Source organism: Mesorhizobium sp. M1E.F.Ca.ET.063.01.1.1, from assembly GCF_003998155.1.
Taxonomy (GTDB): Bacteria; Pseudomonadota; Alphaproteobacteria; order Rhizobiales; family Rhizobiaceae; genus Mesorhizobium.
In genome coordinates this window covers 1-12967 of sequence record NZ_RZSC01000100.1, presented here as the reverse complement: position 1 = coordinate 12967, position 12967 = coordinate 1, and the positions used below count along the sequence as shown (strand labels likewise).

Sequence of the window (12967 nt, the reverse complement as noted above, 5' to 3'; positions counted from 1 at the left end):
TGACGCCGATGTCGAACATCGCCGTGCGCCAGTCATAGGCAGAGATCAGCCAGCGCGCGAAGGGCGAGATGGTCATCGGCGCTACTCCCATGCCGGCCGAGACCAGCGACACGGCGAGGCTGCGGTTGGTGTCGAACCAGGCGGTGGTGAGCGCGATCATCGGCGCGAAGAAGGCGCTGGCCGCGAGCCCGACGATCACGCCGTAGCTCAACTGGAAGACCAGCAGCGAGTTGGCGCGGCTTGCCACCACCAATGCCAGGCCGAGCAGCACCGCGCCGGCAAGCACGACGGGCCTGGCGCCGAAGCGGTCATAGATCGCGCCCCAGGCGAAGCCGCCGACGCCCATCACCAGGAAATTCAGCGTCATGGCGCTGGAAATGCCGGCGCGCGACCAGCCGGTGTCGAGCGACATTGGCTCGAGAAAGATCGCCAGCGAGAACATCGCGCCGAGCGCCACACAAGTCATCAACGCGCCAGCCGCGACGATGACCCAACGATAGGAAAGCTTCATGGTTTTCTCCCATGCCGTAAGGCATCCTGTTTGATGCGGCACGGTTTTTCCAGGTTCATCGCGCCGCTTGCGTCCGAAGGACGCCGCAGGCGACACCGATCCTACAATCTGGTTGCATTTTTTATCCGGATTTTTTTGGAGTGCCTATCTCCCCCCTTGTGGGGAGATGGCCGGCAGACCAGAGGGGGGCGCTGTCCCGCTAGCGTCTCAACATGTCAGCAGTCAGTGGCGCCCCACATTGACCGCGCTCCCGCCCCTTCTACATTGAGCCCTCTCAACCCAGGAGGCGTCACCTCATGCAACTCTACCGCGGCCGGCTCATCGACCACATCCAGCTCGTGGTGCGCGACCTCAAGGCGAGCCGGCGTTTCTACGGCGCGCTGTTCGAGGTGCTGGGCATCCCGGTCGGCGGCGAGGCGGAGGATTATTTTTGGGCGGACGAGCTTTTCATCTCCAGCGCCGACAGCCGCGCGGCCCTCGGCGTGCTGACCGGCCGCCACCATCTCGCCTTCCAGGCGAAGGACCGCGCAATGGTCGACGCGTTCTATCACGCCGGGCTCGCAGCCGGCGGCAAGGACAACGGCGCGCCGGGCGAGCGCCGCTACCACCCCGGCTACTACGCCTGCTTCCTGCTCGACCCCGACGGCAACAATATCGAGGCCGTGTTCCATGGCGAGGCGAAGCGGAGCGCGGCGGCGGTGGAAATCAGCTTTTAGGAAGGGCGACCGGCTCAGATGGCCGTGTCCCAGCCGGCGAGTTCGAGCCCGCGACGGAGTCGTTCGCGGTCTTCTAGGCGTTTCATGCGCATTTCTCGGACGATCTGGGCGATGGTGAGGTCGGGTTCCAGGGCACGACCTTCCCTGACGCAGGCCAGCGCCTTTTCGTGGTCGCCGGCAAATGCATGGCATGCGGCCAGCCGCGCCCATTGCCAGGCGCTCTTGCGGGGCAGGCAGGAGAAGGAAGCGGCCGCTTCCCGGTATCGGCCGACGGCCAGCAGGGCTTCGCCGCGATCGTAATAGTACCAGGTCGGATGCATGGGATTGAGCTGGACGGCCTTGTCGAGCAGGGCCAGGCCGGCTTCACCATCGCCGCGCAACGCCCGGAAATGGCCGGTCTGGGCCAGCGTGTCGGCGTCATAGGGATTGAGATCGAGCGCGCGGGCGAAATGCCTTTCGGCGGCGTCGTACTCGTCACGGCCGCGATAAAGCAGGGTCAATGCAAGAATGCGGTGGCACCGCGCCTCGTCGGGGCTGAGCGCGATGGCATGAAGTGCGCGATCACGCGCCTGGTCGAGCACGGCGCGCGGCGCATCGGCATAGCCGCCGATGATCACCTCGGCGAGCGCAAGGTAGGCGTGCGCCAGCCCATAGCCTGGATCGCGCTCGATCGCCTTCAGGAAATGCGCGCGCGCCTCCTGGTTCACGCCCTCGCCATAGCTGCGCAGCAATTCCTTCCCGCGCAGGAAATGCAGATAGGCCTCGACATTGGCGGCGGGCGCGGGAAGACCCCGCCGCATCACCGCGCTTTCGATGTTGGCGACCAGCGCCGTCACGATCCGCTGCGCCACCATCATCTGGAAGGCGAAGATTTCGCCCTTGGGGAAGGTGAAGCTCTGCCCCCAGACGCGCCGGCCGGACGCCGTCTCGGTAAGCACCACGCGCGCGCTGTAGTCCGCTCCGACGGTCTCGACGCTGCCTTCGGCGACATAGTCGGCCCCGAGGCGCTCGGCGGTCGCGCGGATGTCTTCGCGTGAGTGCTCGGCCAGAGCAAATGCGGAATGACGCGCCAGCACGGCGACGGTCTTGAAGCAGGAGAGCGCGTTGGTGATTTCCTCGACCGCGCCGTCGAACAATGCCTTGGCGGTGCTGTCGGCCGGATCGACACGGAAGGGCAGGACGGCCACCATCGGCTCCGCCCGGGCGGCAGCCGCGGCGCCGGCGGGCGGTGGCACCGCCTCGTTCCCCGGCGCCTGGAACAGGTAGCCCCGGCGCGGCACGGTGCGGATCAGTGCCTGCGCCTCGTCGCCGATCGATTTGCGCGCGTCGTGGATCGATTGGGTAAGCGAGTCCTCCGAGACGATAATTCCCGGCCAGACCGCCTGCAGCAACTCTTCCTTGCTCAGAACCCGATCGGGATTGCGCGTCAGATAGGCCAGCAGCTCCAGGGTTTTTGGCCGGACCGGCACGATCTCGCCGTCACGCCGGAGCGTACCCCGGTCGAGATCGAGCACCGCGCCGCCGATCCGTAGCGCCAAGCTCTTGCCCCATCGCCGCGCTTCATCGCGCGCCGTTCATGGGAATGACAAATGTCGGCAAGGTCAAGCTGGAAACAAGTTCAAGCCTGAAAAGAGGCCGCGAAGGCGAAACCTTGGTCGGGTCGGCTCGGTGGCCGGGGCTTTGTCGCTGGACGCCACCCGTTCGAGGTAGCTCAGCATCTCGTTGCTCTCGCCGCAGCATGGGCCGGCAAAACCGGTCGATAGGAAACGAAGCATTTCCTCTCGTGCCAGCTGGGCGGACTGGAAAGGCGCGTCGGCGTTGATATGCATGATCCACCTCCAGGTAGCCAACGGCAGCGGTGCTCGTCGCAGATCGCTCATCGGGCTGTCTGCGAAAGCATCGCCGCGACAGGGCTTCTTTGTCCTGAACGGCAGCTGATATTTTGCTGAATTCCATCGCCGCATCCGGTTCGCGGCTGGCGGGCATACGCAGGCCGTGCCGCATAGCGGGCTATCCCGTCAACAATCCCGACGTCGCTGCGGCATCCGCGACGCGGCAAAGCCGATGCCGGGGCGGCGCTTATTCCTTCACCGCGCCCGTCATCGAGGAAACATAGTGCTCGACGAAGAAGGAATAGAGCACGACCACCGGCAGCGAGCCGATCAGCGCCCCCGCCATCAGCGCTCCCCATTCGTAGACGTCGGAGCGGACCAGCTCGGTGAGCACTCCCACCGGCACCGTCTTCTTCTCGGACGATTGGATGAAGGTCAGCGCATAGATGAATTCGTTCCAGGAGAGCGTGAAGGCGAAGATGCCGGCCGAGATCAGGCCCGGGACCGACAGCGGCAGCACGATCTTGGTCAGGATCTGCCAGCGGGTTGCTCCATCGATGAGCGCGCATTCCTCCAGCTCGAACGGGATCGAGCGGAAATAGCCCATCAAGAGCCAGGTGCAGAACGGGATCAGGAAGGTCGGGTAGGTGAGGATCAGCGCGAACGGCGTGTCGTAGAGACCGAGGTTGAACACCATCACCGACAGCGGGATGAACAGGATCGAAGGCGGCACGAGATAGGCGAGGAAGACGGCAAGCCCAACCTGCCGCGCCCCCGAGAACCGCAGCCTTTCGATCGCATAGGCTGCGAGCACCGCGGCCGCCAGCGACAGGAAGGTGGCGGCGGTCGAGATGATGACGGTGTTGAGCAGCCAGCCTGGATAGGACGTCTCGAAGAGCAGGTAGCGTATGTGCTCCAATGTCGGATGCACCACCCAGAACGGATTGTAGTTCACATAGTCGGTCATCTCGACATTGGGTTTAACCGCCGTGATCGTCATCCAGTAGAACGGAAACAGCAGCACGATCAGAAACACCAGCAGCGGCAGATAGACCGTCACCACCCGCCGCGGCAGGCTCTGCAGGTAGCCCATGCCGCCTTCGTCGGCGTCCAGGTGCTCGACTTCCTTGATCGCCGCCATGTCAGTCTCCGCCGCCTTGCTGCCACCTGCGCCGTTGCAGGCCGAAATAGCTGAACAGGATCGCCGCCAGCAGGAAGGGGATCATGGCGACCGCGATCGCCGCGCCCTCGCCAAGCTGGCCGCCGGAAATGCCGCGCTGGAAGGACAAAGTCGCCATCAGGTGGGTGGCGTTCACTGGCCCGCCGCGGGTCAGCACATAGATCAGCTGGAAATCGGTGAAGGTGAACAGCACCGAAAAGGTCATGGTGATGGCGATGATCGGCGTCAGCAGCGGCAGCGTCACATGGCGGAACAGCTGCCAGCGGCTGGCGCCGTCGAGCGTGGCGGCCTCGTAAAGCGATTGGGGAATGGTCTGCAGGCCGGCAAGCAGCGTGATGGCGACGAACGGAATGCCGCGCCAGACATTGGCCGCGATGACGGAAGCGCGCGCATTGGTCGGGTCGCCGAGGAAATTGATGCGATGGTCGATCAGGCCCATCTGCTGCAGCGCCCAGGACAGGATCGAGAACTGCGAATCGTAGATCCACCAAAAGGCGATGGCCGACAGCACCGTGGGCACCACCCAAGGCAGCAGGACGATCGCGCGGAAGAACGATTTGAAGGGCAAGTTCTCGTTGAGAATGAGAGCGAGCCACAGGCCGAGCACGAACTTCAGGATCGATGCGCTTATCGTGTAGAGCAGGGTGTTGAAGACGGAGAGCCAGAAGACGCCGTCGCTCCACAGATATTGATAGTTCTCGATGCCTATGAAGATGCCGGGACGGCCGATACGGGCATCGGTGAAGCCGAGCCAGACACCGAGCCCGAGTGGATAGGTGAGAAACACCAGGAGCAGCGCCGCCGCCGGCAGCATGAAGCCGAGGCCAAGAGCGTTCCGGCTCTCGGCGAGCCGCGACAGGATCGACGGAGGTCGCTGAACGGCAACGGATGGCACGGCCATGGCGTGGGTTCCCTATGAAGTCTGATGGAGCGGCCGGGGCGGCTCTTCGTTCCGAATGCCTCCGGACGACAGGCGGCCACCCCGGCTCAGGTCGAACAGGATCAGACGCGATAGTAGCGGTTGGCGCGCTTTTCGGCCTCTTCCATCGCTTCCTGCGGCGTGGCCTGGCCTGTTACCGCCTTGGCGAACATGTCCACCAGCACATAGTCGGCCATGGTCGCGGCGGAGGCATAGCCGAGCGGCCCGGCATAGCCGTTGGGGCGCAGTGTCGCCGAGGCTTTCGCGTAAGCCGCATTGTTCGGGTCGGCCTTCCACACCGGATTGTTCTCGAAAGCCTTCAGCGTCTGGCAGCAATACGCGGCCGACGACGTGATCCAGTCCGGCATCTGCGGGTCCTCGAACATGAACTGCAGATAGGCTTTGGCCGCATTGGGGTAGGGGGTGTAGTTGAAGATCACGGCCGTGGTCACCTGGAACAGCTCGACCGATTTCCCGACCGGACCGATCGGCAGGTTGGTGGTGCGCATGTCCTTGGCGATTTCGGTCAGTTTCGGATCCTTGTCCTTGTTGACCTTGGCGGTGTTGTAGACCGAAATGCCGTTGGCGATCACGCTCACTTCGCCGGCCAGGAAGGCGCGGTTGTTGTTCACGTCGAGCCAGCTTTCGGTGCCGGGAATGAAGGTCTTGTAGAGCTCCTGCGCATACTGGATCGCCTTGAGCGTCTCGGGGCTGTTGATCGTCACCTTGCCGGTTTCGTCGACCATCTGCCCGCCATGGCTCCACAGTAGCCAATGCGCGTAATTGTTGCCGTCACCGACGCCGTGGCCATGCGTGAAGCCGGCCGGATGGCCTTTCGCCTTCAGCGCCTTGCAAAGCTCGAGAAAGCCGGCCGTGTCCTTCGGGAATTCGGAGAAGCCAGCCTCCTTCACCCAGCTTTCGCGATAGACGATGGCGTTGCCGATGGTGGCGAGCGGCAGGCCGAGGAACTTGCCCTCGCGCGTCGCATACTGTTTCGGGCCGTCGTACCAGCCGCCATACTTCTTGCCGAGATAGTCGCCCAGTTCCGTCACGTCGAGCAGCTTGTCGGGATATTGGTGGGGGTCGTCGAACCAGACGAACATCAGGTCCGGGCCGGAACCGACATTGGCGGCGACAGCGGCCTTCGGACGGATGTCTTCCCAGCTCTCCTTGTCGACACGGACCTCCACGCCCGTCGCTTCGGTGAACCGCTTCGAATTCTTCAGCCACTGGTCCTCATCGCCCTGCACGAAAGGCGACCAGCGCAGCAGCCTGAGCTTCGCGCCGTCCTCCGGCTTGTATTTCAGGCCCTCCTGGGCGAAGGCGCTCGAACCGATGAAGCGGCTGCCCAAGGCACCGGCGGCCGCGCCGGCGGTCGTGCGAATCACGTCGCGTCTGGTGAATTTCATGCTCGTCTCCTCCTGTTTGTTCCTCGTTGCGTGGCTTTATCGCGCTGCTTCGATCCGCCTGCCGGTTTCGCCGTGAAACAGATGGATGGGGCCAGGCTCGACCGACAGCCGAATGGTCTCTCCCGGCGTGAAGGAATGGCGCTCGCGGAAATTGGCGACGATGTCCTCGCCGCCTGCCGTCCGGCCGATGACCTGCACTTCCGAGCCGGTCGGCTCGATCACCGCCACGGTCACCGGAATGCCATCGTCGGCCAGCCGCAAATGCTCGGGCCGTACTCCGAGCACGATGGCTTCGCCGTTGCCGATCGAGGGTGGTTTCGGCAAAGGCACGGAAATGCCGCCCGCGGCCTGGAAGGACGGCGCGCCATCGGCTACGAATGTGCCCTTGAGCAGGTTCATGGCGGGCGAGCCGATGAAGCTCGCGACGAACAGGTTGTTCGGCCGGTCGTAGAGCTCCAGCGGCGGCCCGATCTGCTCGACGACGCCGTCATGCATGACGACGATCTTGTCGGCCATGGTCATGGCCTCGATCTGGTCGTGGGTGACGTAGATGGTGGTGGTCTTCAGCCGCTGGTGCAGCTCCTTGATCTCCGCGCGCATCTGAACCCTCAGCTTGGCGTCGAGGTTGCTGAGCGGCTCGTCGAACAGGAACACCTGCGGATTGCGCACGATGGCGCGGCCCATGGCGACGCGCTGGCGCTGGCCGCCTGAAAGCTGGCGCGGATAGCGCGACAGAAGCGGCACCAGCCCGAGGATTTCGGCCGCCCGCTTCACCCCGGCATCGCTTTCAGCCTTGGGGACACCCTTGAGCATGAGCGAGAACGCCATGTTCTCGGCAACCGTCATGTGCGGATAGAGCGCGTAGTTCTGGAAGACCATGGCCACGTCGCGCTCCTTTGGCGCAACGTCGTTGACGATACGGCTGCCGATCGAGATATGGCCGCGCGAGATTTTTTCCAGGCCGGCAATCATCCTGAGAAGCGTTGATTTTCCGCAGCCGGAAGGCCCGACAAGCGTGACGAACTCGCCGTCGTCTATGCCGACGCTGACGCCATGCAGGATCTCGGTGGCTCCAAACGATTTGTAGACATCGCCAATCGCGACAGACGCCATCGAACTCCTCCCGATGGTCCCTGCGAAGCCTCGCGGGGAGCCGTTTCTATCAGGTGTGGTTGAAACGGATGCCGGCAAGTCGGCAGTCCACCACTGAAGTCGGCGACGTTTGCCCCAGCTCCCCCCGGGTCACGCGACTGTGAAACGGTAGCGCTACCAAACCTGCCTGTAAAGCGGCGGCGCGCAGGCTTATACTTTCGTCGCTGAGGACAGATGAGCGGCACCAGCCTTGAGGGGATGTCGAACCGGGCCGTGCCGAATCGCCGCCGATCAATTCGTCGAATAGCGGCCAATAAACATTAGAGAATACTAAGATATTGGATTTCAACCTGCCCGGGAAAATCCGCACGTTCCGGCGGAGTGGGATTGGCCGCCATGCGTCCAAGGTGAGGGAATTGCCGGGTCGGTGCTTTCCATTGTGGCTCTGCTCGCTACGGGCAGGGAACCGCACAACCGCTGCTTGGTCCTTCTCACCCGCCGATCAGGAATCCCGCGATCAGCTTCTGCAGGTTTCCGCCGGGTCCGAACTCGACCTTGTCGAAGTCGCGGCCGGCCTGGCGCTGGGCCTTGGAAAGCTGGTCGAGATATTGCGTCAGCTCGGCCCTGATCTTGGTGCAGCCGGGGTCGTCGGCGACGGTGAGGCCGACGCTGAAGGCGACGATCTTGTCCACCATGTCGACGATGCCGGCGCCGTGCACCTTCTCATGCGCGGCGAGCCCGGCGGCGAAGGAATCCCAGCGCGCCTGCACGGCAGGTGGAAGCTTCCCGGCGGGCTTGGGCAGCGTGTAGGTGATGATCAGCTTCGGCCGCGCCGTCTTCAGCACGCAGGCACCGCCCTGCGGTTGGTAGTCCCGCTGCCACGTCAGTTTGAAATTGGTGTGCGCGATGACCCGCCGCTCGGTACCCGCGCTGTCCTTGCCGATCACCGGGCCTTTCTCGCCGATCGAGACATAGAGCGCCTCCGGCGTCTGGCCCGAGATCGCATAAGTCTCGATCTTCTCGACCGGCTTCCAGTCGGCGAGGGCTGGGGTGGAGAGGAGGAGGGCGGAAAGCAGGATGGCTGGCTTCATGGGACTCGGTGGGATTCCGGGCGGGGCTTCGTGCATAGCGATTGTCGGCGGCGAGCGCAAAGCTAGCCGCCGCTGGCGCTCCTTCGCGCCACCCTCTGTCCTGCCGACGTCTCAACATTGATCGTCGGAACCCACCGCCGCCGTCCCCCGTTTCTATGCCATCGCCTCGATCCACGGGGAGGGCAGGATGACCCGCAACGAGATCATTTCGGTGCTTGGCCCGGTCGACGAGACCGTGATCGCCGATATCGCGCTCACCGGCGCCAGCCTCGAGGAACTGCGCGAGGCTTTCGCCTGGATCGGCGCCGACGAAGCGCTGATGAACGAGGGTCGCGCGATGCCCGGCGCGCGCGTGGCAAAACTGATCGAGATCCTGGAGCCGCCCGAGGACGAGCCCGAAGCGCCCGGCGGAGTGGAGTAGGGAGCCGACGCCGTATCTCCCCCCTTGTAGGGGAGAAGCGATTTCAACATTTTAGCGGAGCTAAGTGCTAGAAATCGCAAGAGAGGGGATTTGCTTGGCAGAGGCCTTGAGGCTGGCGGGACAGCGCCCCCCTCTGTCCTGCCCGTCCTCCGCAGCAGCTGCGCTGCAGCTGCGAAGGCTGGACCGGACATCTCCCCCACAAGGGGGCGGGTCGGATGTCGCGGTCGCGTTCGCCAATCGCCAACGGGTTGGAGGGATAGGTGTTTCTCCCCACTTGTCCCTTCCACACCTCCCGGCATAGCCTGATATGGCCTGCGCGAGGAGGGGAGCATGGACACCAATGTCGTCATTGTCGGCGCGGGGCCGGCGGGGCTGGCCGTCGGCGCCTGCCTGAAACAGGCGGGGGTGGATTTCACCATCCTCGAAAAGGCCAGCGAGGTGGCGCCGGCCTGGCGGCGGCACTACCGGCGCCTGCACCTGCACACGGTGAAATCCTTTTCGTCACTGCCTTTCGTGCCGTTCCCGAAAAGCCACCCCCGCTACGTCCCGCGCGAAAAAGTGGTCGCCTATCTCGATGCCTACGCGCAGCATTTCGGCCTCGAGCCGCGCTTCGGCGTCACCGTGAAATCGATCCGCTGCGAGGGTGCAAGGTTCCTGGTCGACACCGACGCCGGCGAGATCAGGGCCCGCAAGATCGTCGTCGCCACCGGCAACAATGCCGAGCCCATCGTGCCGGGCTTCCCAGGCATCGAGGCGTTCAAGGGCGAGGTGCTGCACAGCGCCGCCTACACCGAGGCCGCGCCCTATGTCGGTCGGAGCGTGCTGGTCATCGGCATGGGCAATACGGGCGCCGAGATCGCGCTCGATCTGGCCGAGTCCGGCGCGCGGCCGACGATCTCGGTGCGCAAGGGCGTCCACATCGTTCCGCGCCAGCTCTTCGGCGTGCCGATCCAGATGGTGGGCATCGCCAGCCGGCCGATGCCGCAGGCGCTGAACGACTGGATGTTCCCAAAAATCCTCGACCTGGCTTTGGGCAGGCTGGAGAAGTACGGCATCGTGCGGCCGAAGACCGGCATTCTTGCGCAGATCGACGCCGGGCGCATTCCGGTGATCGATGTCGGTACGGTGGCGGCGATCAAGGCGGGCAAGATAGGCATCCTCCCCGACATCATACGCTTCACCGAGAATGGCGCGAAATTCAGCGACGGGCGGGAGACAAAATTCGACGCGGTGATTTTCGCCACCGGCTACCGCCCGGGCTATGACGGCTTCCTGCCTGCGGAGCTGCGGCCGGCAAAGAGCGGCGTCAATCCGCGAGCGGCCGACCTCGGCGTCTATCTCGTCGGCTTCCACAACCCGGTCACCGGCCTGCTGCGCGAGATCGGCATCGAGGCGCAGGCTGTGGCCGCTGATATCAAGAAGCGGGGGTGAAAGTGCGCCCCCTTTCCCCACAAGGGAGGAGGGGGGCGCCAGGCCCTCAATGCTTCGCGCTGCTGGCCTTGCCTTCGTTGACGGCGATACGCTTGGCCTTGGTCTGGGCGCGCTTGGTCTTGGGCAGCGCTACGGTGAGCACGCCGTTGCGGAAGCTGGCGTGGACCTTGTCTTCCTCGACTTCGTAGCCGATCGGGATGCGCCGCTCGAAACGGCCATAGAAGCGTTCGGAGAATTGCTTGCCCTTGTCCTCGGTCTCGGCGCGCTTCTCGCCGCGCAGCGTCAGCACGCCGTCCTCGAGCAGCACCTCGATGTCCTTTTCCTCCATGCCGGGAATCTCGGCGGTCACGTGGATCTCCGTCTCGCTGTCGGAGATTTCCACACTTGGCCAGGCTTGCCCGGCATAGGCCCCGCCAAACGACGGCATGCGCGTTTCGAAGCCACGCATGGCGTCGTCGAACAGGCGGTTCATTTCCCGATGCAGCATCATGAAGGGGTCGCCTCCACGATGGAGATCGCGATATATGTCGGAGAGCTGGCTGCCCTCCCGGCCCCAGGGAATGAGATCACGGATTGCCATTGCATTTCCTCCTCATCTGGTCGCGTCAGGATGTCGTTGAATGTCCCGGCCTGGGATCGTGTGACTCTCAAGTCGAGCCGCGCCGTCGCATCGGGTCCGTGCCCAAATGGCCAGAAAATCGTGGCCAGCAAGTCGCGGCCGGCAAGCCGGCGGCGTTGCCGGTCCCCTCAGGCGACCGGCAAGTGTCGATGTGGAAGTTGTCTGATCGAAGTCAAGACCCACGTTCCGTCTGCCGGCAGATTTGATCATGGAACCGGGAAGCCGGCCGCATGCCGGGCCTCGTTGTCGTTCAAAGGCCCGCCCTTGCATGGGGCGGTGTGGGGCCAGCCATGACACGCGAGGACATCATTTCAGTGCTGGGCGGTGGACGCACCGTCATCGCCGCCATCGCGCTGACCGGCGCCAGCCTTGGCGAACTCCGCGATGCGTTCGCCTGGATCGGCGTCGACGAGGCGCTGGTCAATGAAGGCCGCCGTATGCCGGGCGCTCGAGTGGCGAGGCTGATCGAGATCTTGGAGCCTCGGAGCCTGCGGATCGCCGCATGAATCGGGTGGCGCCCCTGACCGCCGCATGCGAAACCAGTCCCAGTCAATCGGGGGACCCAGCCATGCTTACGCTCTACGACTACCTGCCATCGCAAAACGCCTGGAAGGTGCGTGTCCTGCTGGGACTGCTCGGCATTGCCTACGAAACCCGGCAGGTGTCGATCTTCGAGGGCGAAAGCCGCACGGACGCGTTCCTCAAGCTCAATCCGGCGGGCGCCGTTCCGGTGCTGGCGGTCGAGAATGGTGAGGCGATCGCCGAGTCCAACGCGATCCTCGCCTGCGTCGCGGAGGGCACGCCCTACCTGCCGGCGGACCGCCTTGCGCGCGCCAAGGTCATGCAATGGCTGTTCTTCGAGCAGTATTACGTCGAGCCGGTCATCGGCTCGCTGCGCTTCTGGACGCTGACCGGGCGGCTGGAGCGCAACAAGGCGATTGCTCCCGGCAAGCGCGAGGCAGGCGCCCGCGCGCTGGCGGCACTCGAGCGCAGCCTGCAGGACATGCCGTTCCTGGTTGGCAGCTCGCTCACAATCGCCGACGTCGCCGTCTATGCCTACAGCCACCGCGCCGAGGATTGCGGTTTCTCTCTCGCCGATTATCCGGCGGTGAGCGCCTGGATCGGCCGAGTGAGCGAGGCGATCGGCCCGGGCTATCCGGTGCATCCTTATAGCATCGACCCGCATTCGGGCGGTTGAGCGAAGCGCGCTTCGACGAAGTTCCCGGAACGGAAGTCGGGGCAGGGCGTTTCCGAAAAGCAGTGTGCCGGCGCCTTCTATGCAAAGCGTCGGCAGTTCCGGCCTGCTTTCCAACGCAAGCAATGGAGACCGGAAATGGTTCGCGCCATCGCTATCGCCATCCTCGCCGCCGGCATTGTCGGCCTGCCTGCCATGGCGGCCGAATACTGGGTCGCCAGGGATGCCGTCTCGAAGCAGTGCGAGATCGTGCCGAAGAAGCCCGACGGGACGCTGGTCATCGATCTCGGCAAGAAGAAATACGCCAGCGAGGGCGAGGCCAGGAAGGCAATGGAGGCGTTGCCGGATTGCAGGGAGAAGTGAGGCAGGTCGGTGACCCTACCGGTCCACCATCGACATCGTCCGCTCGTTATACCTCGGCCCCGACACTTTGTCCGGCGTCAGCGCCATGTCCAGCCCCAGCATCTCGGTGGCGTCGAGCTTGATGTCGGCCGCCGCGACATTCTCCTCCAGGTAAATCCGCCGCTTCGTGCCGGGGATCGGCACGATAT

At 64.3% G+C, this 12967-nt stretch carries 15 protein-coding genes; 6 read left to right on the top strand and 9 right to left on the bottom strand.

The window, feature by feature from the left end; all coding sequences use genetic code 11:
* On the bottom strand, positions 1–511 hold a 511-nt coding region (locus EOA29_RS10745; RefSeq protein WP_127220883.1), incomplete at its 3' end, for an MFS transporter.
* Between the two features lie 296 nt (positions 512–807).
* On the opposite strand from EOA29_RS10745, the gene EOA29_RS10740 reads away from it, so the two are divergent.
* Positions 808–1227, top strand: a complete 420-nt coding sequence (locus EOA29_RS10740) for a VOC family protein (RefSeq protein ID WP_126094582.1) — start codon at positions 808–810, stop codon at positions 1225–1227.
* 14 nt (positions 1228–1241) lie between these two features.
* Here the strand turns inward: EOA29_RS10740 and EOA29_RS10735 are convergent, their stop codons facing one another.
* The 7 genes from EOA29_RS10735 to EOA29_RS10705 form a co-directional block, all read right to left on the bottom strand.
* On the bottom strand, positions 1242–2765 hold the full coding sequence (locus tag EOA29_RS10735) for a winged helix-turn-helix domain-containing protein (RefSeq protein ID WP_126094581.1): 1524 nt from the start codon (positions 2763–2765) through the stop codon (positions 1242–1244).
* Between the two features lie 63 nt (positions 2766–2828).
* Positions 2829–3056, bottom strand: coding sequence for a hypothetical protein (locus EOA29_RS10730; protein WP_126094580.1), 228 nt, complete (start codon positions 3054–3056; stop codon positions 2829–2831).
* Between the two features lie 250 nt (positions 3057–3306).
* Complete coding sequence (locus tag EOA29_RS10725) at positions 3307–4200, bottom strand: carbohydrate ABC transporter permease (protein ID WP_126094579.1); 894 nt, start codon at positions 4198–4200, stop codon at positions 3307–3309.
* Between the two features lies 1 nt (position 4201).
* A complete protein-coding gene (locus EOA29_RS10720) occupies positions 4202–5140 on the bottom strand; it encodes a sugar ABC transporter permease (protein ID WP_126094578.1) in 939 nt (312 codons plus the stop codon).
* A 101-nt stretch (positions 5141–5241) separates the two neighbouring features.
* The gene (locus tag EOA29_RS10715; RefSeq protein WP_126094577.1) at positions 5242–6567 is read right to left on the bottom strand and encodes an ABC transporter substrate-binding protein; all 1326 of its coding nucleotides are present in this window, start codon (positions 6565–6567) and stop codon (positions 5242–5244) included.
* 36 nt (positions 6568–6603) lie between these two features.
* On the bottom strand, positions 6604–7680 hold the full coding sequence (gene ugpC, locus EOA29_RS10710; protein ID WP_126094576.1) for a sn-glycerol-3-phosphate ABC transporter ATP-binding protein UgpC: 1077 nt from the start codon (positions 7678–7680) through the stop codon (positions 6604–6606).
* 470 nt (positions 7681–8150) lie between these two features.
* The gene (locus EOA29_RS10705; protein WP_126094575.1) at positions 8151–8750 is read right to left on the bottom strand and encodes a DUF922 domain-containing protein; all 600 of its coding nucleotides are present in this window, start codon (positions 8748–8750) and stop codon (positions 8151–8153) included.
* Positions 8751–8937: 187 nt separating this feature from the next.
* Here EOA29_RS10705 and EOA29_RS10700 point away from each other — a divergent pair, with 187 nt between their 5' ends.
* Positions 8938–9171, top strand: coding sequence for a hypothetical protein (locus tag EOA29_RS10700; protein WP_126094574.1), 234 nt, complete (start codon positions 8938–8940; stop codon positions 9169–9171).
* Between the two features lie 330 nt (positions 9172–9501).
* Positions 9502–10602, top strand: coding sequence for an NAD(P)/FAD-dependent oxidoreductase (locus EOA29_RS10695; protein WP_126094573.1), 1101 nt, complete (start codon positions 9502–9504; stop codon positions 10600–10602).
* A 46-nt stretch (positions 10603–10648) separates the two neighbouring features.
* Here EOA29_RS10695 and EOA29_RS10690 read toward each other — a convergent pair whose 3' ends face one another.
* Entirely contained in the window at positions 10649–11182 is a 534-nt protein-coding gene (locus EOA29_RS10690; RefSeq protein WP_126094572.1) for an Hsp20/alpha crystallin family protein, read from the bottom strand.
* 329 nt (positions 11183–11511) lie between these two features.
* Between EOA29_RS10690 and EOA29_RS10685 the strand changes: the two genes are divergently transcribed.
* The 3 genes from EOA29_RS10685 (at position 11512) to EOA29_RS10675 (ending at position 12779) form a co-directional block, all read left to right on the top strand.
* The gene (locus EOA29_RS10685) at positions 11512–11727 is read left to right on the top strand and encodes a hypothetical protein (protein WP_126094571.1); all 216 of its coding nucleotides are present in this window, start codon (positions 11512–11514) and stop codon (positions 11725–11727) included.
* A gap of 62 nt (positions 11728–11789) precedes the next feature.
* On the top strand, positions 11790–12419 hold the full coding sequence (locus EOA29_RS10680) for a glutathione S-transferase family protein (protein WP_126094570.1): 630 nt from the start codon (positions 11790–11792) through the stop codon (positions 12417–12419).
* A gap of 135 nt (positions 12420–12554) precedes the next feature.
* Positions 12555–12779: a hypothetical protein gene (locus tag EOA29_RS10675; RefSeq protein WP_126094569.1), complete on the top strand. Its 225-nt coding sequence runs from the start codon at positions 12555–12557 to the stop codon at positions 12777–12779.
* Positions 12780–12967 lie beyond the last annotated feature (188 nt).